Source organism: Vibrio cyclitrophicus (assembly GCF_024347435.1).
GTDB lineage: Bacteria > Pseudomonadota > Gammaproteobacteria > Enterobacterales > Vibrionaceae > Vibrio > Vibrio cyclitrophicus.
The window spans coordinates 2,868,016-2,887,518 of the sequence record NZ_AP025480.1 but is presented as its reverse complement, the minus strand read 5'-3'; the positions used below and the strand labels follow the sequence as shown (position 1 = coordinate 2,887,518).

Genomic DNA, 19,503 nt, shown 5'->3' with positions numbered 1-19,503 from the left:
GGGATTAAGCGAGTTTAGAACGAACTAAACCACTCACTTTACCCATATCTGCACGCCCTTGAATTTGTGGTTTCAAGATAGCCATTACTTTACCCATGTCTTGCATGCCCGCTGGTTGAGCTTCGGCGATTGCGCTATCAAGTAGTGCAATAACTTCTTCTTCGGTTAACGGCTGAGGCATAAAGCCTTCAAGTACAGTAATTTCTGCTTTTTCCACATCAGCAAGATCTTGACGATTTGCCGATTCATATTGAGCAACAGAATCGCGACGTTGCTTAACCATTTTAACTAATACAGCAAGAATGTCGTCGTCGTTCAGAGTGATCCGTTCGTCAACTTCACGTTGCTTAATTGCTGAAAGAGCTAAGCGGATAGTGCCAAGGCGCGGTTTGTCCTTGGCTTTCATCGCTAATTTTTGCTCTTCTTTGAGTTGTTCAATAAGAGCCATAACTCAGTCCTTATGGATTAAGTTATTAGTACAGGCGAACGCGACGTGCGTTTTCGCGAGCTAGCTTCTTAGCGTGACGCTTTTGAGCTGCTGCTTTAGCGCGTTTGCGAACTGTAGTTGGTTTTTCGTAATGCTCACGACGACGCACTTCAGAAAGGATACCTGCTTTTTCACAAGAGCGCTTGAAACGACGTAGTGCAACGTCGAACGGTTCGTTTTCACGTACTTTAACTATTGGCATATGCCTTTCACCTCAGGGGTTATTCATTATCGCTGGTCACTCAGTACCAAATCAGAGAAGTTACCATCGAGCTAACTCTCTATTCGCGTTTGGCCATTAACCAGCTTGATCAAAAATGGTGCGGAATTTTAATCCGATCACAGTGGCTTTGTAAAGCACTTTGTCGATTATAGTCTGTACAATATTTGTTTGAAGAGCTTAGGCAGGGTAATATTGCGCTAATTTCCCATTTTAGACGAAAGCGTGCCGAGAAAATTATGCGCATTATTGGTATTGAAACCTCTTGTGATGAAACAGGAATCGCGATTTATGATGATGAGCAAGGGCTGCTTTCTCATCAATTATACAGCCAAGTAAAACTGCACGCCGATTATGGTGGTGTGGTGCCTGAACTTGCATCACGTGACCACGTGAAAAAGACCATTCCACTGATTAAAGCGGCATTAGCGGAAGCTAACTTGACCTCCAAAGACATTGATGGTGTTGCTTACACGGCTGGCCCAGGTTTAGTTGGTGCACTGCTCGTGGGTGCAACGATTGGTCGTAGTATTGCTTATGCGTGGGGCGTGCCTGCTGTGCCAGTGCACCATATGGAAGGTCACCTTCTTGCGCCAATGTTAGAAGATAACCCGCCACCATTCCCATTTGTGGCTCTGCTGGTTTCTGGCGGACATACCATGATGGTAGAAGTGAAAGGCATCGGCGAGTATCGAATTCTTGGTGAATCGATTGATGATGCGGCCGGTGAAGCTTTTGATAAGACCGCGAAGTTGATGGGTTTAGATTACCCAGGTGGTCCATTGCTGTCTCGTTTAGCAGAAAAAGGCACTCCAGGTCGTTTTAAGTTCCCGCGTCCAATGACCGATCGTCCAGGGCTCGATATGAGCTTTTCTGGTCTAAAAACATTTGCTGCGAACACGATTCGTGCGAATGACAACGACGATCAGACACGTGCTGATATCGCTTACGCGTTCCAAGAAGCCGTTTGTGCGACCTTGGTAATCAAATGTAAGCGTGCCTTGGCGGAAACGGGCATGAAACGTATAGTGATTGCTGGTGGTGTAAGTGCCAACAAACAGCTACGTATTGAGCTTGAAGCGCTGGCGAAGAAAATCGGTGGTGAGGTGTACTACCCACGCACTGAGTTCTGTACTGATAACGGTGCGATGATTGCTTACGCGGGTATGCAACGCCTTAAAAATGGTGAAACGGCTGATTTGTCTGTTCATGCCACGCCGCGTTGGCCAATTGACCAACTAGAGCCAATTGCTTAAGTAGTCGCAATCGTTCAACGAGAAAAAGTCGATCAACGAAAACAGTCGATCAACAAAAACTAAGCGCAGAATAAACCAGTGTGTTTCGATAAACGGTCGCCTCGTGCGGCCGTTTTTATATATCGTCGTTTCATAAGCTGAGCGATATTCGTAGAGAGATATTAGGGAAGAAAATGAACAAGTTTACTGTAGATAATCAGTCAATGACGTACCTCGATGAAGGTCAAGGCCCTGTCGTAGTATTCGGCCACAGCTATCTTTGGGATAGTGCGATGTGGAAGCCACAGATCGATGCGCTAAAAGCGCAGTATCGTTGTATTGTTCCAGAGCTTTGGTCTCATGGTGAATCTCAAGCTGCACCAAGTTCAATGCGTAACCTAAAAGATTACGCTCAGCACGTTTTGGCTCTGCTTGATCATTTAGAGATCGAAGAATTCTCAGTGGTTGGTTTATCGGTTGGCGGTATGTGGGGAGCAGAGTTAGCGGAACTTGCACCTGCACGCATCAAGTCTTTGGTTCTAATGGATACTTTCGTAGGCCTAGAGCCAGAAGTTGCTCATGCTAAATACTTCCACATGTTAGACACCATTACTCAAACCAAGATGGTGCCTCAACCGATTGTTGAAGCGGTGGTTCCATTGTTCTTTGCGAATGATGCTCAAACCAACACGCCAACTTTAGTGGACGGTTTTACTCAGCAGTTATCATCACTTGAGGGTGATAAGGCTGAAGAAGTAGCGCGAATCGGTCGAATGGTGTTTGGACGTCGCGATATGATTGAAGTGGTAGAGAACTTTGCATTGCCAGTTTTGATTGCCGTTGGACAAGAAGATAAGCCACGTCCAGCATTGGAATCTTACTTAATGCACGATTGCATTACAGGCAGTGAGTTAGTGGTGATTCCTGGGGCGGGTCATATTAGTTCGCTAGAGCAGCCAGAGTTTGTTAACGCTATGCTGAAGACGTTTTTAGATAAACATCTGCTGTAAGCTCTAAAATACTGAGTATGATTGATCGACTCATACTTACGTCGCTTTAAACGTATCTCGGTTTTAAAATGGTTCGGCTTAGACATGACAGTTTAAGCCGATTTTTTTTGCCCGAGTTTTGGTTCACTGCCATCGAGTAAGCGACGAATATTCTGATGGTGACGTAGAACGATTAAGCAACACAACATGGCTACTGGCAGTGTGTATTGAGGTTTGACTAACCAAGCGTAGAAAGGCGCAAGCAACACAGTAACCAATGCCGCTAAAGAAGAATAACGAAACAAAAATGCCACCACTAACCATGTCGCCATGATCATGCCTGTTAAATCGAATCCAATTGGTGCGATGGCTCCAAGTGCGGTGGCAACGCCTTTACCGCCTTTGAAGTGGAAGAATATCGGGTACATATGACCAAGGCATGCAGCAATAGCGACAACGCCTAAAATGATCGAGTCGATATTGAGGTAGTAGCCAAGCCAGACTGGAATGGTGCCTTTAAGCATGTCACAAAGTAGCACGGCTGCCGCGGCGCCTTTACCGCCCAAGCGGAGTACATTGGTGGCCCCTGGATTGTTGGAGCCTACCGTTCTTGGATCAGGAAGTCTTAAGACTCGGCATATCAAGACCGCACTCGAAATTGAACCTAGCAAATAGGCTGCAATGATCATGATAAGTGCCAAAGGGGTCATGTTTTTCCTTAAACGGTTGTAAGCCTAACGATGGGAAAATAATGCTCAATCCAAGAGTAATTGATATCATATCTGGAATTACACGAATAATACGTTTTTTTCCCCAATATGGGTATCCGACCTCTAAAAGGACAAGTCATGGCACTGGATAAAGTTTTCATTGAACAGCTAGAAGTAATTACAACGATCGGTGTTTACGATTGGGAACAAGAGATTAAACAAAAACTTGTACTTGATATTGAAATGGCTCATGACAACCGCCCTGCGGGAAAAAGTGACGATGTAGTCGATGCTTTGGATTATTCGACAGTGAGCACTGCGGTATTAGATCATATTGCTAATGGTCGCTTCTTATTGGTTGAACGTGTAGCAGAAGAAGTCGCTGAATTGATCATGACTCAATTCTCTGTGCCTTGGATTAAGATCCGTTTGGCTAAACCTGGCGCAGTGCCACAAGCGAAAGCTGTGGGTGTGATCATCGAACGAGGTCAGGCATGACAATAGCCTATGTTGGTGTCGGCACGAACATAGACCGCGACAAGCATGCAAGGGTGGCATGGACAGAGCTTCAATCGTTAGGGACTAACCTTAAATGCTCTAAAATCTATCACTGTGAGCCTGTGGGGTTTAAAAGCCACTCGTTTTATAACTTTGTGATAGAACTCGACACATCACTATCATTGACTGAATTTTCACAGCAACTGCGTAAGATTGAGTTTAAATGGGGTCGCTCTGAAGACGCTCATAAGCTTCAAGATCGAAAGCTCGATCTTGATATTGTGCTGTTTGGAGAGGTGGTTTCTGAGAGCGATCCAGAATTACCACGCAGTGATATTTATAAATATCCTTTTGTAACACAACCACTTTATGATCTCTGTCCTGCGAGAGTCATCCCGCAAGACGGACGAACCGTCGGTGAAATATGGCAGAAGATGCAGCAACTAGACTCGCTCTCTGTCGTAGACATAAAACTATAATTTTTAAGGTAAGTAATGAGTTATTTTGAAGCGTTTATATTGGCGTTGGTACAAGGCTTTACTGAATTTCTACCTATTTCCAGTTCAGCACACTTAATCCTTCCTTCCGCGGTATTGGGTTGGGAAGATCAAGGTTTGGCTTTTGATGTTGCAGTACATGTTGGTACGTTGGCTGCAGTGGTTATTTATTTCCGCAAAGAAGTGGTCTCTTTGTTGAGTGCGTTTTTTGGCTCGGTATTTAAGGGTGATCGCAGTAAAGAAGCGAAGTTAGCGTGGATGATCATTCTCGCAACGATCCCGGCATGTATCTTTGGCTTGTTGATGAAAGACATTGTTGAGCTTTACTTGCGTAGCGCGTGGGTGATTGCAACGACGACGATCATTTTTGGCCTATTGCTATGGTGGGTGGATAAGAATTCAAGCCTACGTGATGACGAATACCAAGCGGGTTGGAAAAAGGCTTTGTTTATTGGCCTGGCTCAAGCAATGGCGATTATCCCGGGAACGTCTCGTTCTGGCGCAACCATTACTGCAGCGCTTTACCTTGGCTTTACTCGTGAAGCGGCAGCTCGATTCTCTTTCTTGATGTCTATTCCAATCATCACTTTGGCTGGTGGCTACTTGGGTCTTAAGTTGGTGACAAGCGGTGACCCAATCCATGTTGGCACTCTGCTAACGGGTGTTGCGGTGTCTTTCATCAGTGCTTACATCTGTATTCACTTCTTCTTGAAGCTTATTTCACGCATGGGTATGACACCATTTGTTATCTACCGCCTAATTCTAGGTTGTGGTCTGTTTGCTTTCTTAATGATGCAATAACAGACGCTGATAACAGTCTCGTCGTAAAGATTGAAATAAAAAGCCCGCTGACTCGCGGGCTTTTTAATGCGTGTTTACTAATGGAGTGAAGACTAAGTATTAGTGAGCTCTGATAATGCGTTTTCAATGGCTGCAGCTCTGCGTTTCTCTTGCTCTTCTCGAATCTCTTTACCTTGAAAACCATCGGCAATAATCGATTTAACCTCGACTTGAAGCGCCGCTTGGTAAGCCACTTCAAAACGCGCTTTCTGAGGATAAGGCTGATCTTCTAATCCTTTACGACCTGCGTGATCAGCTTGGCAGCAAAGTAATATGTTATCTAGCCTATCTGGTTTACGCCAAACATCGAACTTATTGAGAATTTTGAGGAAAGTGGCTGGTTTGAGCTCACTTGCTCGATGGATATTAGAGTGTTGCTCGCATACCAGCAGTGATAAATCTCTAAACTCATTGGGCACTCGTACTCTTTGGCAAAGCCTTTTAATGATCTTTAAACCAGTGTGACAATGCATTTTGTGGCTTGGCCATTCTTTCTCTGGTGTGACGCCTTTGCCTAAGTCGTGCACTTGAGCAGCAAAGCGCACAGGCAATGACTGGCTTAAGAGTGCTGCTTGTCGAGCAACCATCAGAGTGTGAATCCCCGTGTCGATCTCAGGGTGCCATTTTTCAGGCTGAGGTACGCCAAATAGAGCATCAATTTCAGGTAATACAACAGCCAATGCGCCACATTCTCTTAAAACGGAAAGGAACACCTCTGGATGTGATGTACTAAGAGACTTATGCCACTCTTGCCAAACTCGTTCTGCGGTGAGGTGTGCGAGTTCACCGGATTGGACGATCTTACTCATCATATCCATGGTTTCAGGTGCAACCGTGAAGTTAAGATGGTGAAGTTTTGCTGCAAAGCGAGCGACGCGCAGCACTCGTAGAGGATCCTCTATAAACGCATCAGAAACGTGTCTTAGAATTCGATCAGAGAGATCTCTCTCGCCATGGTAAGGATCGTAAAGTTGGCCCTTGTCATCTTGAGCAATAGCGTTGATCGTCAAATCTCGACGCATCAGATCTTCTTCCAAACTTACGTCTGGCGCAAAGTAACATTCGAAGCCGGTGTAACCTGAGCCAGACTTTCTTTCGGTACGAGCCAGTGCGTGCTCTTCTTTGGTTTTTGGATGTAAGAAGACAGGGAAATCCTTCCCGACAGCGGTAAAGCCAAGGCTCTCCATCTCTTGAGGAGTACTTCCGACGACCACCCAATCTTTATCATAACTTTCAGTGTTGAGCAGTTGGTCGCGTACCGCACCGCCGACGAGATAGCGTTGTAGCCCATTCTCTTTTGGTAGGCTATCGAATATTTGCAACTTATCACCTCGAAATGTTTTATCACTGCTGGACTTTACTGCAAGCAATGGTACTTTCCATTAATCGTAATTATAGGGCAGCACATGTATAAGGAATATTTTGGCTTCGTTGAGATGCCATTTTCGATTGTACCAAATTCTCGCTATTTGTTTTTGAGTCAGCGTCACCAAGAGGCGATGCAGAACCTACAAGCCGGTTTAGGCGAAGGTGGGGGCTTTGCAATGCTCACCGGTGAGGTTGGTACAGGGAAAACTACGGTCGCCAAGGCAATGCTGTCCTCTCTCGATAGTCAGACTCAAGCTGGCCTTATACTTAACCCTACATTTTCCAATACTGATTTACTTGAAGCTGTCTGCGATGAGTTTGAGGTTGAGTACCCTGAGCAGGCATCGTTGAAACAATTGACTCAGGCGATTCATCACTTCTTACTCGATAGCCATGCCGAAGGCATTCAAACTTTATTGGTGATCGATGAAGCCCAACATCTCGCAGCCGATGTGCTGGAGCAGTTGCGTCTTCTGACTAATTTAGAAACTGACAGTCGTAAATTATTAAAAGTTTTGTTGGTTGGTCAGCCTGAATTACAGCAACACTTACAAACCACTCAGCTACGTCAACTAGCGCAGCGTATTACGGGGCGTTATCACTTGCTGCCACTCAATATTGAGGAAACTGGCAAGTACATCGCGTTTCGTTTGGAAACGGCGGGTGGCGAGCAGATGTTGTTTTCAAATCGCTCGGTTAAGTTAATTGCCCAATATACCCATGGCATCCCAAGGTTGATTAACTTGGTGTGTGATAAAGCGCTTCAGCTCTCTTTTCATGATGGTGAACGAGCTCCTTCGAATGACACGGTTAGCCGAGCTTGCCAACAGATCATGGCCTTTCAAGCCGAGGTTTATCACGTTGAAAAACCTCGCATGGCTTATGTGGCTCCAAAGTTAATCCAATACGCAAGTGTTGCTGTGTTAAGCATTGGTTTAGCATTCGCGACCTTTAATTTCGCGCCATCGTATATCGACTCCTGGTTATCTACTGAGCCTTTAAGCGAAGCGAGCATTGAAGCCTCTCCAACCGTTCAGCGCTCTTTGGTGGTAGGCTCACCAGAATTGGTCTTGCAACCTGAATCTTCAAAATTTGCATTACCACAACACATTCAGCAGCATTTGATGCAGGGAACCAACCGTTCTCTGGCGATTAAAGATCTCTATACTTTATGGGGTTATCAGTCTTCACTACGTGATGGCTTGTGTTTAAGTGAGCCGCAAAGTGTTTTCGTATGTGAGCAACACCAGTCCAATCTAGAGTCCTTATTAGAGCTTGGTGTGCCTGTTGTCCTTGAGTTAGATATTGAGCAAGAACCTGTGTTCGCGGTACTTTATGGTGCGTCCGAAGATTCGGTGGAATTATTAGTTAATGAAAAGCTTTTGGTAATGCCTAAGCGATCTCTAGAGCAAATATGGCAAGGTGATTATGTCGCGATTTGGAAACAGCCATTAAGAGAGACGCTTAAAGAAGGTTATCAAGGCGAGGCAGTTGCACTGCTTGATCTGTTACTTTCTGAAGTTTTGGATGATGTTGTATCTGGCAGTGATATTTTCGATAGCGAATTGAAAATGAAGGTCGAAGCCTTTCAAATTTGGCAAGGGATGTCGGTAGATGGTATCGCTGGAAAACGCACGCTAGCAAGACTTCAAAGGTTAGCTCAACTCGATTCTCCTAAGCTGATGTCACTGGATGGAGGTGCAAGCTAATGTCACGCATTATGCACGAGCTTAAACAATCTGAGCTTAGAGGTTATCAAAGTCATCATGTACCGAACTCTGCAATGGCGATCAGTAAAAAGAAAGGTTCCTCGGTTGCTATGGGCTTACTCTTTATGTTGGTTCCTTCCTTGATAGTGGGTGGAACTTTAGCTTATCAATCGTATAACGACCAACAACAGTCACCATCAGCAAAGCAACCCGTTGACGTCGTGCAACTAGAACAGGCACCTCAACCAGACGTTGAAGTTGAAATAGCTGAGGCTGGTACGCAAAGTGTGGATACTGCGTCAGAAGGAGTTAAAAACAAAGCGTTGTTTGCTGTTCGTGCTGCTCCGGTAAGTCAGACATTAGCAGCACTGCCACGCCAAGCGGTTTATGCACAGATTGACTCAGATAGCGGCAATCGTGCTGGTGGCTCAAACGTGAGTGCGGCAAACGCAGACAACCATACACAAGCGACAGCCAGCTCTGATTCATCAACGGTGCAATCATCAGCTCAACCTACAGCGAGCGATGAGAGCCGTGATTTGCAATCGGACAGTGATTTACTGCAAGGGCTAGACTTCAGTGAACTGCCTCCTGATCTGGCGTTGAAGCTTGAATCGATTATGGGAGAGCAGCAAGACGCGCCCGAACCAATGGATTCAAGACCAGCAACACAAACGGAATCTCAGAGAATAGAACTCGAGTCTCATAGCAATAGCTTATCTGGAGTGTTACCCAAGTTAGATCTACAAACTCACATGTACTCAAGCAGTGAAACGAAGCGTTGGGTCAAAGTGAATGGCCAAGAAGTGGCGCAAGGAGACTGGATAGGACAGGACATTCAGTTGCTTGAGATTAAGCCTCAATCGATAGTGATTGAATTCAATCAGCAGAAGATAGAAATTCCCGCGCTGTATGAATGGAAAGGCTAGCGAGTTCTAAAAGCATCTAGATAAAAGGCAAATAAAAAGGAGCACCTTGGTGCTCCTTTTTGATATTCGATACTGAATTTACTTTGATTCACGTACAACACGAGAAATCGACAAACGAATCGCTTACGCCCAGCCGTTTGGTGACTTTCTACGACGAGGCATAATGTGTGGTAGGACAAGGCCCAGAAGTAGACCAATACCAGCAACACCACCACCGTACATGAAGTACTTCAATAGTAGATCATCTTTTTGAGTGTCTAGTTTAGCGCGTAGTTCACGGTTCTCTGTTTGAGAGCTCGTTAGCTGTTGGCTAATTTCACTGTAGTTCTGTTCTAGTTCAGCAATCTGCTTGTTACGAGACTCTAGAGAGCTCGCTAGGCCTGCTTTTTCGCTGTCAGCACTCTGACGAGCATTCGCTAGCTTGCCTTTTACTTCAGCGAGTTCTTTTTCTAGCTTAGGCATGCGCAGTGCCATGCTTTCTTGTGTGCTTACAAACTTACTTTCAACCCAACCTTTACGGCCACGGCTGTCTTGAACCTGGGTGTAACCCGTGCTCTTGTTCGTTTGTAAGTAGGTAATCTTCTCACCAGCGTCAACACTACCGATGATACGGAACGTATTGTTTGGGCCAGAATGCATATAAGTAAATAGTTTGTCAGCAATATAACGGTCTTGTGCAAAGGCAGCTGGAGCCGCAAGCATTGCGAACAAAACTAAGCTAATCAGTTTTTTCACAGTAAATCCCTTAACGATTCAAATTGGGTAGGCGTATGAGTCAGCCTCAATCCACAAATAATATTTAGTTTCTTTATGCGGTGCAACAAAGAAGGGAGGCAAAGCCTCCCTTTCTGTGCGTTTGAGTCAATAATGACATGGCATTTACATATCGTTACTGAAGCTCACAGTATTCTGACGCTAGTATTCACTAACGAAATCGCTATTACACGCTAAACACAGCCTGAATTGCGTAGAAGAATACAACAGCAAGCAGAGCACCTGCTGGTAGCGTTACAATCCAAGATGCAACGATGTTACGTACAACACCTAAATTCAGCGCCGCGATACCACGAGCAAAACCTACACCCAGAACCGCACCAACTAATGTTTGTGTGGTTGAGATTGGAAGACCAGTACCAGAAGCCAATACAACTGTACATGCTGTCGCTAGTTGAGCTGCAAAGCCACGGCTAGGTGTTAGTTCTGTAATACCAGTACCTACGGTTGCCATTACTTTATGGCCCATGGTCGCAAGACCAACAACGATACCAATACCACCTAGAGGAAGAATCCACCATGCGATGGTGCTCTTACCTGAGATTTCACCCATGTGCTCAACCGTTGAAACAACCGCTGATAGTGGGCCAATCGCGTTTGCTACATCGTTTGAGCCGTGTGCAAATGCCATCGCACAAGCTGTGATAACCATTAGTACGCTGAAGATGCCTTCTACGCCAGTAAAGCCATGGTCTTCTTCGCGGTTAGCAAATTTCTTCTGAATGTATAGGTAGCCGCCGACCATGATCAGGCCAGATACGCCAGCAGACCACATCCACGCTTCAGAGTTGCTTAGGTGAAGACCTACGTGCTTAAGACCTTTCTTGATCGTTACAAGTGCAATGACCATTGTGGTAATGAACATGTATACAGGTACAAAACGTTTCGCATTGAATAGCGGGTTTTCTGTATCGAATATCAGTCGTTGAGCACTGACAAAAATGAGATAGGCGAAAATACCGGAAATCAACGGTGTGACAATCCAACTACCAACAATACCTTGAACACTGTTCCAGTCTACTGCTTCTGTACCTACAGACACACACGCAAAACCGATGATTGCACCGATGATTGAGTGAGTTGTTGATACTGGCCAGCCCATGTATGACGCTAGAAGTAGCCATGTACCAGCAGCAAGTAGTGCAGACATCATGCCGTAAACAAGTACGTCAGGTTGGTCTGCGAAAAGAGATGTTTCGATAACACCTTTACGGATTGTGTCAGTTACTTCACCGCCCGCAAGGTAAGCACCTGCGAATTCAAAGATCATTGCGATAATGATCGCTTGTTTTACGGTTAGAGCTTTAGAGCCTACTGAGGTGCCCATTGCGTTCGCAACGTCATTTGCACCAATACCAATAGCCATCAAGAAACCGAAAGCTGCTGCAACAATAATCAGGACAGTGCCGTAGTTAGCAAGGATATCCATCGTAATACCTAGTTGTTTGATAACAAGCGGAACAAATTTAGACGCAAAAAACCGCTCAGCGAGAGAAATACTCAGCGCATAAGTGGTTTGTTCAAAAAATGCTCTTCGTTATATGGTTAACGTATGATTTAAGATCGAGAAAGCATTACTTCAAGACGAGCGCCTACACGCTGTGCTTGATCTGCAATACCACCGACCCATTCAAGAATCTTGTATAAGAACATGATATCAACTGGATTCAGATCGCCTTCAATCGCCATTAGTTGTTGGCGTAGTTCGATCTGCATCGCATCCGTGTCATCTTCAATTACATCTAATTGATGAATCATTTCAGCAACGAGAGTTACTTCACGGCCTTTAAAGCCAGTCTCAAGTAATTCGTCTAATTCATTGATTACGTTTTGTGCTTGGTTCGCTGCATCTAAACAACGTTTAACGTAAGCGATGAAGTTTTCTTGCATAGGAGCTGGAATGACAAGTTGTCGACCATATACACGGCCAGCAATGTCTTTCGCTAGGTTTGCGAGTTTGTCTTGTTGCGTTAATAGCTCCAACATGTCGGTGCGATCAACTGGCATAAACAAACCACGAGGAAGTTTAAGGCGAATTTCACGTTTTAGTACGTCAGCTTCTTTCTCAAGGTGAGAAATTTGAGCTCGAATTTCTGATGCTTTTTCCCAGTCACCTTTTGAAGAAACTTCAAAGAAATTAACCAGGTGAGAACAACATTCGTTCACGCATACTACGTGACGCTGCAAAGGTTTAATTGGGGACTTTGCAAATAACCCCATAATTGTATTTACTGGCATGGTCATCCAACCTAATAAATAATAACCTTAAAACAACATACACCATATTCATGGTGAAATGTTAAGCGATGGCTACAAAGTCGCGCATGTTAACCTAATCAATGTCTCATTAAAACTGTTTTAGATCATCATAAGGGCGATATTTCTGACTTGCTGACTTTTGAAATTGGCAATATCCTGTCCCTATCTTCACAGAAAGGTATAACTATGGAAACCGAGATAGAACTGAAGTTTTTTGTTTCGCCTGATTTTTCAGAGACTTTACGCAATAAAATTGCTGAAACTAAAGTACTTCAGCACAGTTGTCGAGAGCTAGGTAACATCTACTTTGACACCCCTGACAACTGGCTACGTAAGCACGATACAGGCTTGCGCATTCGACGCTTTGATGACGTATTTGTACAAACCGTAAAGACCGCAGGTCGTGTGGTCGCTGGCCTGCACCAAAGGCCTGAATACAATGCTGAGCATGACAGCAACGAACCCAAGTTATCTTTACATCCAGAAGACATTTGGCCTGAGGGTAAAGATATTGAAACGTTGCAAGCTGAGCTGACGCCTCTATTTTCTACTAACTTCACGCGCGAGCAGTGGTTGATTGGTATGCCTGATGGTAGCCAAGTCGAGGTTGCGTTTGACCAAGGCTTTGTTGAATCCGGTGAGCTGCAAGAACCCATTTGTGAAGTTGAGTTAGAACTTAAATCTGGTCAAACGGATGCGCTGTTTACACTTTCTCGTCAATTTTGCGAGCAAGGAGGCATGCGCCTGGGTAACCTTAGCAAAGCGGCTAAGGGTTATCGTCTTGCCCAAGGTTATCAAGGGGATGAAGTCACTCCTTTGACCTTGGTTGATACTAGCAAAAGTGATACTGTTGAATCGTGTTTCATTCAATCTTTAGAGCACGCTCTCGCTCATTGGCATTATCACGAACAGATTTTCACGGAACGCCAATCGATTGAAGCGTTACATGAGATCAGTCATTCGCTGAGTTTCATTCGTCAAACTTTCACCATTTATGGCGGTATCGTGCCACGCCGTGCGAGTGCTATTCTGCGTCAAGAGTTGAAGTGGCTTGAGCAAGAACTCGATTGGCTTAAGAGCTATGACCATTTCGAGGATTTACTTGAAGACAAAGGCCATGTGCTGCGCAAATTGGACGCACGTAAATTCTTGGTAGCTGAGCTTAAAGAAATGCAAGATCAGCTTCCTGATCGTGAAGACTTACTCACTTTGCTAAGTTCGGCACGTTACACTGGTTTATTATTGGATTTGAGCCGCTGGATCTTGTCTCGTGGCTGGCAGCCGTTTCTTGATGATAAAGCGCGTGAGCAAATGGAACGTGGTATTGAATGGTTTTCAGTGCAGCAACTCGATCGAACGTGGGCAGAGTTGATGGAAGCCTTCCCACCAGAACGTGTCATGACCAGCCAAGCGTATATTGATCAGCAATACCGTTTGATGCGAAACCTATATTCTGGCGTTGGTTTCGCGAGTTTGTATGATGACGCTGAACGAAACAGCTTCCGCTTGCCATGGGCCGATATGGTGCAAGGCATTGATGACTTGCTAGCACTTAAAACATTAGAGCCTTTGACTGAGAAGCTGGAAGGCGACGAGAAGGTTCAGCTAGAGCGTTGGTTGGCTCGCCAAGAAGTGTCTATTCTGCATGCGATGGAGCAGACGCGCCAAATCAGTGTTGAGGTTGAGCCGTACTGGCAAGACTAAACCCAATACCGGTATCAATATTAATATGAATTTGAAAATAGGGCCTCGGCCCTATTTTTTTGTTTGTTGCTCGAGCTTTTCTAGTCGCTCTAGTATTTTTTGTTGTTGCTCTATGATCTTTTCAAGGTGTTTCTCTTTGTTTTCTGCTCGTTTATTTTCATGGTGAGTTGGAGAGGTGATCAAAGAAGTAATCAAGCCTGAAATCATACCGAACACACCCACACCACAGATGATCACCAGAGAGGCAACTAATTTGCCTGAGCTCGTCACAGGATAATGGTCACCGTATCCTACAGTACTGATGGTAACAAAAGCCCACCATAAAGCATCTTGGCCAGTGGTAATGTTGGCATTGGGATCTTTGTGCTCCAAGAGCAGGATAGTGCCTGCACCTATGGTCAATAAAATAACCAGCAGTAGAATGATTGAGGCGAGCGTGGTCTCTCTTCGATTACGAAAGAGCTCTCTGAAAACCCGTTTACCTGACCGCAAAACGAGAATGACACGCAGGATTTGAAAAATGCGAGCGAAACGAAGAGGTTCGATCATTGGGAGACTTGCTAAGAAATCGATCCAGTGTACTTTTAGATATTCTTTCTTGTTTTGTGATCTGAATAGATCAATTGTGAGCTGAAAAAGAAAAACACTACAGATTACAAAATCGAGGCCGATAAGGACTTGTTTTGATTCTTTATCAATCGGTGCAAACAATAAGCCTGAGATCACAAATAACGCTAAGAAAGAGAGAATCAGTGATAATAAGCTCATCGGCTTGGTTGCGTCTTTGGTACTATTCAACATTCATACGAGGCTCAAAATAAATCGCGACTTTGACTGACATAGCCACCTCGCGGATATAGAAGCCATCAATATATAAGAATTAATGGAGAACTGACAATGACTAAACTGTCATTCAAGCCGTGGGAAAGGGTAATCTCTGACGTTCGTCTCGTTCCGAAAATGGTCATGCTGATGATATTCAGCACTATTTTGATCATTTCAAAACAGCTATGGGACGCAAGTACGTTTTATGATTCATTGCTTGCAGTAACGAACAATGCGCAGGTTGCTCAGCAGCACTATGAGAGTTATCTAGTTCAAGTCGCATGGCAAACCGCTTTAATGATCGTCGTGTTTGTGGTTCTCTTATTAGCTGCCGCTCGCGTGATGTTGCGTCAAACTCAGTACCTAAACGATGCTATTAAAACCATGGCCGATAAGAACTTATCAGTACCGATTGAAATGGACTGTAAAGATGAATACGGTGATGTGGCACGCGAGCTTGAAAAAACTCGTGTTCAATTGAATGACATGATTAAAACTCAAGTGGCATCTTCAGACGAGCTATTCGCTTTGACCGAAGTGATGACCATAAGCATGTCTGAAACTAAAGATTCTGCTCAAGAAGAGTTCAACGAAATCGACCAGCTAGCAACTGCAATGAGTGAGATGACATCTACCGTGCAAACCGTAGCCGAGCATGCACAAAGTGCTTCTTCATTGACTGAGCAGGCTTCAGGCCAAGCTCTGACTGGTCAAAAGTTCGTTCAAGGTTCTGTTTCCAAGATGAGTGAGTTGTCTTCAGATATCGCAGCCTCTGCTGCTGCGGTAAACCAAGTTGAAGAGCGCGTTGACTCAATTGGTAGCGTTGTGGGCACTATCCAAGGCATTTCAGAGCAAACTAACCTACTGGCACTGAACGCAGCGATAGAAGCAGCGCGTGCGGGTGAAGCTGGACGCGGTTTTGCGGTTGTTGCCGATGAGGTTCGTAACCTTGCGCAGCGTACTCAACAAGCAACAGTAGAAATCCAAGACATGATCAGTCACCTACAAAGCAGCGCTAACTCTGCGGTAGAACTGATGGAAAAAAGCGTGGTGGAAGCGGCTGAAGGTGTTGAACTTGTTACTAATGCTGGGTCTGAACTCGATGGTATCGTGAGCCAAGTAAATCAGATTAATGATATGAACTTCCAAATTGCAACGGCTGCGGGGCAGCAGAGCAGCGTAGCGGAAGAGATGAGTGTCAACCTCACCAATGTTCGTGAGTTGGTTGAAGCATCTGTAGTTGTCGTTGGTGAGCTTCTTGAAACATCTCAGATCATGGAAACTAACGCGCAAGAACTGGACGGTAAGATTAAGCAGTTTAAGGTGTAAATTTTAGGTTCTAGCCTTTGTTCTCAGGGGGATATCCCTAGAGGTTTATTACGATAGACGAAGGCACTACTCGATAAGTTAACTGATAAAACGCCCACATTGCTAATGTGGGCGTTTTTTATTGGCGTAACTTTGGTATAACTTACTTTTGTTTTTCTAAACAGTCATTGAAACTCGTCTACTAGAACTCTTTATTAAAAACAAAACTGATTTTTCGGCTCGCAGCTAACACAAGGAAGAAACATGCCATTGCCTCCTCAAATCGTCACTCATTCCCAGTCTGCTTTTGAGCAATTGTTAGAGCACCAAAGTCAAGCTATTAGTACTTGGCCCGAGCCACTTATTGACGATCTTAAGCGTGTATTGGGCTTGAGTTGTTTTGTGGGTGATTGCTTACAACGAGACACGATACTATCCAGTACTTTACCTGATATGTTGGCATGCGAAGATCGTGCTGAAGGGTATCGTGAGCGATTGGCCGAGTTGCTTTCTGGTTGCACGGATGAAATGAGTGGCCAACGTGTGTTACGCCAATTCCGTAATCGAGAAATGACCTACATTGCGTGGCGCGATTTTATGGGGGCGTGGGAGCTAGAGCAGAGTCTAAACCATCTATCGATGTTGGCTGAGGCGATGATCTTCGAAACCTACCAATGGCAGTACGATATTTGTTGTGAAGAGTGGGGTACACCTTGCAATGAGCAAGGTGAAGCGCAGCCAATGTTGATCATTGGCATGGGCAAGCTCGGTGGTGGTGAGCTTAACTTCTCTTCTGATATCGATCTGATTTTTACCTACCCTGAGAATGGCGAAACCCAAGGAGCAAGACGCAGCATTGCCAACGCGCAATTTTTCACGCGTTTAGGGCAACGTATTATCAAAGCGTTGGATCAACAAACCTTTGATGGATTCTGTTACCGAGTCGACATGCGCCTTCGCCCGTTTGGTGAGAGTGGCCCATTGGTCATGAGTTACGCGGCTTTGGAAGATTACTACCAAGAACAAGGTCGTGATTGGGAACGCTACGCGATGGTGAAAGCACGGGTGATGGGCAGCGAAATGTACCCTGAATACCAAGAGCTTCGCCAAATGTTGCGTCCATTTGTGTTCCGTCGTTATATCGATTTCAGTGCGATTCAATCTCTGCGCCGTATGAAATCAATGATCAGCAGCGAAGTACGCCGCCGTGGCCTTTCAAACAATATCAAGCTTGGTTCTGGTGGTATTCGCGAAGTTGAGTTTATAGCCCAAGTCTTCCAATTGATTCGTGGTGGACGTGAACCAAGCCTTCGTGGCCGAGGATTATTAGAAACCTTGAGTGCGATTGAGTCACTTAACCTTCTGGAAGCTCAAGAGGTGGGACATTTACGTGAAGCTTACCTGTTTTTACGCCGCCTAGAAAACCTATTACAAGCGATGGCCGATAAGCAAACTCAAACCCTACCCGATGGTGAATTCGAACAGTTACAGCTAGCCGTCGCCATGCAGTTTTCCGATTGGGATGGTTTGATTGATGCGACCCGTGCTCATATGGCAAATGTACATACGGTATTTGAAGACTTGATTGGGGTCGATGAAGAAGATGCGAACCCAATCGCGAGCCACTTTAGCGAGTTGTGGGATATGGCCCATAAACCCGATGTAATTGAGCACGTGTTGGAACACGATATTGCGGTCGCGAGCCCGCCTGATGCGGCGAAAACGATCATTCAGTTTAAAGCCGATTTGGCTAAAAAGACCCTTGGCCCTCGTGGGCGGGAAGTCCTGAATCGTTTAATGCCTAAAGTATTTCAAGCTTTATATACGAATAAAGACGCCGAGTTTGGTTTGTCGCGAGTGCTACATTTACTGCAAAAAATAGTGACGCGTACCACTTACCTTGAGCTATTGGATGAACACCCAGCAGCGCTGACTCAGTTAGTTCGCTTATGTACAGCAAGCCCGATGATCTCGGAACAATTGGGTCGCTATCCTATTCTGCTGGATGAACTTATCGATCCTCAGCAACTTTATAACCCTGTGCCATTGGAATCTTACAAGACGGAGCTGCGTGATTACCTTGCTCGTATCCCAGAAGATGATATGGAGCAGCAGATGGAAGGTCTGCGTCAGTTTAAGCAGACTTGCATTCTCCGTATCGCAGCGGCTGATATTGCAGGTGTGCTTCCGGTGATGAAGGTCAGTGATCACCTGACGTATTTGGCTGAAGCGATAGTAGAAGCTGGTGTTAACCAAGCTTGGTTGCAGGTCTCGGCTAAGTTTGGCGAACCTACCCATGTCAAAGATCGCGAAGGGCGTGGTTTTGCGGTGGTTGGTTATGGAAAAGTTGGTGGTTGGGAGCTTGGATACAACTCCGACCTCGATATTGTGTTCATACACGATTGCCCGGTACACATCTATACTGATGGCAAAAAAGAGATAGATGGACGCCAGTTTTACCTAAGGTTGGCGCAGCGAATTATTCATATTTTCTCGACCAGAACGGCTTCTGGAATTTTATACGAGGTCGATACTCGCCTACGACCTTCAGGTGTCTCTGGCTTGCTTGTGAGCCCTACAGATGCTTTTGATGAGTATCAGCACAATGACGCGTGGACATGGGAGCACCAAGCGCTAACTCGTGCTCGTATGATTTACGGTGATGACTTATTGGCATCTGCGTTTAACAAAACTCGGCATGAGGTTTTGTGCTTGCCACGAGATGAGGCAACACTCAAAAAGTCAGTTGTCGATATGCGTGAAAAAATGCGTGGTCATTTAGGTGGCAAAAAAGTCGACCGGTTCATGCTGAAACAAGATGCTGGTGGTATCACTGATATTGAGTTTTTGGCGCAATATTTAGTACTTAGATACAGCAACGAGAAACCTAAGCTTACTCGTTGGTGTGACAATGTGAGAATCTTTGAAAGCTTGTTGTCGCAAGGAATAATGGACGAGCAACAAGGTATGGCATTGACCAATGCGTACACCACATTAAGGGATGAAATCCACCACCGTAATCTACTTAACCTTGATGCGGATGTGGCGATCGATAAGTTTGAAATGGAAAGAGAGCATGTCGTGCAAGCATGGAAGCAGTGGATGGAAGCGTAACCCAGCCATTGCGTAGTGGCTGCTGTGTCTATCTTGA

At 45.1% G+C, this 19,503-nt stretch carries 18 protein-coding genes; 10 read left to right on the top strand and 8 right to left on the bottom strand.

Annotated elements, in window-relative coordinates; translation table 11 throughout:
• Nucleotides 1–4 precede the first annotated feature (4 nt).
• Complete coding sequence (locus OCW38_RS12695; protein ID WP_010434610.1) at nt 5–448, bottom strand: GatB/YqeY domain-containing protein; 444 nt, start codon at nt 446–448, stop codon at nt 5–7.
• 25 nt (nt 449–473) lie between these two features.
• Nucleotides 474–689, bottom strand: a complete 216-nt coding sequence (gene rpsU, locus OCW38_RS12690) for a 30S ribosomal protein S21 (protein ID WP_004396009.1) — start codon at nt 687–689, stop codon at nt 474–476.
• A gap of 257 nt (nt 690–946) precedes the next feature.
• Here rpsU and tsaD point away from each other — a divergent pair, with 257 nt between their 5' ends.
• Entirely contained in the window at nt 947–1,963 is a 1,017-nt protein-coding gene (gene tsaD / locus OCW38_RS12685) for a tRNA (adenosine(37)-N6)-threonylcarbamoyltransferase complex transferase subunit TsaD (RefSeq protein ID WP_010434613.1), read from the top strand.
• A 173-nt stretch (nt 1,964–2,136) separates the two neighbouring features.
• Nucleotides 2,137–2,952: an alpha/beta fold hydrolase gene (locus OCW38_RS12680; protein WP_010434616.1), complete on the top strand. Its 816-nt coding sequence runs from the start codon at nt 2,137–2,139 to the stop codon at nt 2,950–2,952.
• Between the two features lie 92 nt (nt 2,953–3,044).
• On the opposite strand, the gene plsY is transcribed toward OCW38_RS12680, so the two are convergent.
• Nucleotides 3,045–3,641, bottom strand: coding sequence for a glycerol-3-phosphate 1-O-acyltransferase PlsY (gene plsY / locus OCW38_RS12675; RefSeq protein WP_016767764.1), 597 nt, complete (start codon nt 3,639–3,641; stop codon nt 3,045–3,047).
• Between the two features lie 138 nt (nt 3,642–3,779).
• Between plsY and folB the strand changes: the two genes are divergently transcribed.
• From folB to OCW38_RS12660, 3 genes are read left to right on the top strand one after another with little or no spacing between them, the layout of a single operon-like run.
• Nucleotides 3,780–4,139: a dihydroneopterin aldolase gene (gene folB, locus OCW38_RS12670; protein ID WP_004735969.1), complete on the top strand. Its 360-nt coding sequence runs from the start codon at nt 3,780–3,782 to the stop codon at nt 4,137–4,139.
• On the top strand, nt 4,136–4,618 hold the full coding sequence (gene folK, locus OCW38_RS12665) for a 2-amino-4-hydroxy-6-hydroxymethyldihydropteridine diphosphokinase (protein WP_010434622.1): 483 nt from the start codon (nt 4,136–4,138) through the stop codon (nt 4,616–4,618). The genes folB and folK overlap by 4 nt, the downstream gene beginning before the upstream one ends.
• A gap of 15 nt (nt 4,619–4,633) precedes the next feature.
• Complete coding sequence (locus OCW38_RS12660; protein WP_010434624.1) at nt 4,634–5,437, top strand: undecaprenyl-diphosphate phosphatase; 804 nt, start codon at nt 4,634–4,636, stop codon at nt 5,435–5,437.
• Nucleotides 5,438–5,529: 92 nt separating this feature from the next.
• Here the strand turns inward: OCW38_RS12660 and OCW38_RS12655 are convergent, their stop codons facing one another.
• Nucleotides 5,530–6,846 (bottom strand): multifunctional CCA addition/repair protein, encoded by a 1,317-nt coding sequence (locus tag OCW38_RS12655; RefSeq protein ID WP_261894285.1) that lies wholly within the window; start codon nt 6,844–6,846, stop codon nt 5,530–5,532.
• Between the two features lie 36 nt (nt 6,847–6,882).
• Here OCW38_RS12655 and OCW38_RS12650 point away from each other — a divergent pair, with 36 nt between their 5' ends.
• Nucleotides 6,883–8,553, top strand: coding sequence for an ExeA family protein (locus OCW38_RS12650; RefSeq protein WP_186706792.1), 1,671 nt, complete (start codon nt 6,883–6,885; stop codon nt 8,551–8,553).
• Nucleotides 8,553–9,482 (top strand): general secretion pathway protein GspB, encoded by a 930-nt coding sequence (locus tag OCW38_RS12645; protein WP_261894281.1) that lies wholly within the window; start codon nt 8,553–8,555, stop codon nt 9,480–9,482. The genes OCW38_RS12650 and OCW38_RS12645 overlap by 1 nt, the downstream gene beginning before the upstream one ends.
• Before the next feature lie 123 nt (nt 9,483–9,605).
• On the opposite strand, the gene OCW38_RS12640 is transcribed toward OCW38_RS12645, so the two are convergent.
• From OCW38_RS12640 to OCW38_RS12630, 3 genes are all read right to left on the bottom strand, one after another.
• Complete coding sequence (locus OCW38_RS12640; protein ID WP_010434638.1) at nt 9,606–10,217, bottom strand: TIGR04211 family SH3 domain-containing protein; 612 nt, start codon at nt 10,215–10,217, stop codon at nt 9,606–9,608.
• 205 nt (nt 10,218–10,422) lie between these two features.
• Nucleotides 10,423–11,685, bottom strand: coding sequence for an inorganic phosphate transporter (locus OCW38_RS12635; protein ID WP_016783976.1), 1,263 nt, complete (start codon nt 11,683–11,685; stop codon nt 10,423–10,425).
• A gap of 128 nt (nt 11,686–11,813) precedes the next feature.
• On the bottom strand, nt 11,814–12,494 hold the full coding sequence (locus OCW38_RS12630; RefSeq protein WP_010434644.1) for a TIGR00153 family protein: 681 nt from the start codon (nt 12,492–12,494) through the stop codon (nt 11,814–11,816).
• Between the two features lie 207 nt (nt 12,495–12,701).
• On the opposite strand from OCW38_RS12630, the gene OCW38_RS12625 reads away from it, so the two are divergent.
• Nucleotides 12,702–14,219: a CYTH and CHAD domain-containing protein gene (locus OCW38_RS12625; RefSeq protein ID WP_010434654.1), complete on the top strand. Its 1,518-nt coding sequence runs from the start codon at nt 12,702–12,704 to the stop codon at nt 14,217–14,219.
• 51 nt (nt 14,220–14,270) lie between these two features.
• Here the strand turns inward: OCW38_RS12625 and OCW38_RS12620 are convergent, their stop codons facing one another.
• Nucleotides 14,271–15,020, bottom strand: a complete 750-nt coding sequence (locus OCW38_RS12620; protein ID WP_010434656.1) for a potassium channel family protein — start codon at nt 15,018–15,020, stop codon at nt 14,271–14,273.
• Between the two features lie 96 nt (nt 15,021–15,116).
• Here OCW38_RS12620 and OCW38_RS12615 point away from each other — a divergent pair, with 96 nt between their 5' ends.
• Together OCW38_RS12615 and glnE are read left to right on the top strand one after the other, a co-directional pair.
• Entirely contained in the window at nt 15,117–16,373 is a 1,257-nt protein-coding gene (locus OCW38_RS12615) for a methyl-accepting chemotaxis protein (RefSeq protein ID WP_261894277.1), read from the top strand.
• A 243-nt stretch (nt 16,374–16,616) separates the two neighbouring features.
• Nucleotides 16,617–19,466 (top strand): bifunctional [glutamate--ammonia ligase]-adenylyl-L-tyrosine phosphorylase/[glutamate--ammonia-ligase] adenylyltransferase, encoded by a 2,850-nt coding sequence (gene glnE, locus OCW38_RS12610; RefSeq protein ID WP_261894275.1) that lies wholly within the window; start codon nt 16,617–16,619, stop codon nt 19,464–19,466.
• Nucleotides 19,467–19,503 lie beyond the last annotated feature (37 nt).

What these genes read in the sequence shown, in the direction of transcription:
- OCW38_RS12695 (WP_010434610.1), bottom strand. Translation starts at nt 448, where the DNA reads ATGGCTCTTATTGAACAACTCAAAGAAGAGCAAAAATTAGCGATGAAA.
- rpsU (WP_004396009.1), bottom strand. Translation starts at nt 689, where the DNA reads ATGCCAATAGTTAAAGTACGTGAAAACGAACCGTTCGACGTTGCACTA.
- tsaD (WP_010434613.1), top strand. Translation starts at nt 947, where the DNA reads ATGCGCATTATTGGTATTGAAACCTCTTGTGATGAAACAGGAATCGCG.
- OCW38_RS12680 (WP_010434616.1), top strand. Translation starts at nt 2,137, where the DNA reads ATGAACAAGTTTACTGTAGATAATCAGTCAATGACGTACCTCGATGAA.
- plsY (WP_016767764.1), bottom strand. Translation starts at nt 3,641, where the DNA reads ATGACCCCTTTGGCACTTATCATGATCATTGCAGCCTATTTGCTAGGT.
- folB (WP_004735969.1), top strand. Translation starts at nt 3,780, where the DNA reads ATGGCACTGGATAAAGTTTTCATTGAACAGCTAGAAGTAATTACAACG.
- folK (WP_010434622.1), top strand. Translation starts at nt 4,136, where the DNA reads ATGACAATAGCCTATGTTGGTGTCGGCACGAACATAGACCGCGACAAG.
- OCW38_RS12660 (WP_010434624.1), top strand. Translation starts at nt 4,634, where the DNA reads ATGAGTTATTTTGAAGCGTTTATATTGGCGTTGGTACAAGGCTTTACT.
- OCW38_RS12650 (WP_186706792.1), top strand. Translation starts at nt 6,883, where the DNA reads ATGTATAAGGAATATTTTGGCTTCGTTGAGATGCCATTTTCGATTGTA.
- OCW38_RS12645 (WP_261894281.1), top strand. Translation starts at nt 8,553, where the DNA reads ATGTCACGCATTATGCACGAGCTTAAACAATCTGAGCTTAGAGGTTAT.
- OCW38_RS12635 (WP_016783976.1), bottom strand. Translation starts at nt 11,685, where the DNA reads ATGGATATCCTTGCTAACTACGGCACTGTCCTGATTATTGTTGCAGCA.
- OCW38_RS12630 (WP_010434644.1), bottom strand. Translation starts at nt 12,494, where the DNA reads ATGCCAGTAAATACAATTATGGGGTTATTTGCAAAGTCCCCAATTAAA.
- OCW38_RS12625 (WP_010434654.1), top strand. Translation starts at nt 12,702, where the DNA reads ATGGAAACCGAGATAGAACTGAAGTTTTTTGTTTCGCCTGATTTTTCA.
- OCW38_RS12620 (WP_010434656.1), bottom strand. Translation starts at nt 15,020, where the DNA reads ATGTTGAATAGTACCAAAGACGCAACCAAGCCGATGAGCTTATTATCA.
- OCW38_RS12615 (WP_261894277.1), top strand. Translation starts at nt 15,117, where the DNA reads ATGACTAAACTGTCATTCAAGCCGTGGGAAAGGGTAATCTCTGACGTT.
- glnE (WP_261894275.1), top strand. Translation starts at nt 16,617, where the DNA reads ATGCCATTGCCTCCTCAAATCGTCACTCATTCCCAGTCTGCTTTTGAG.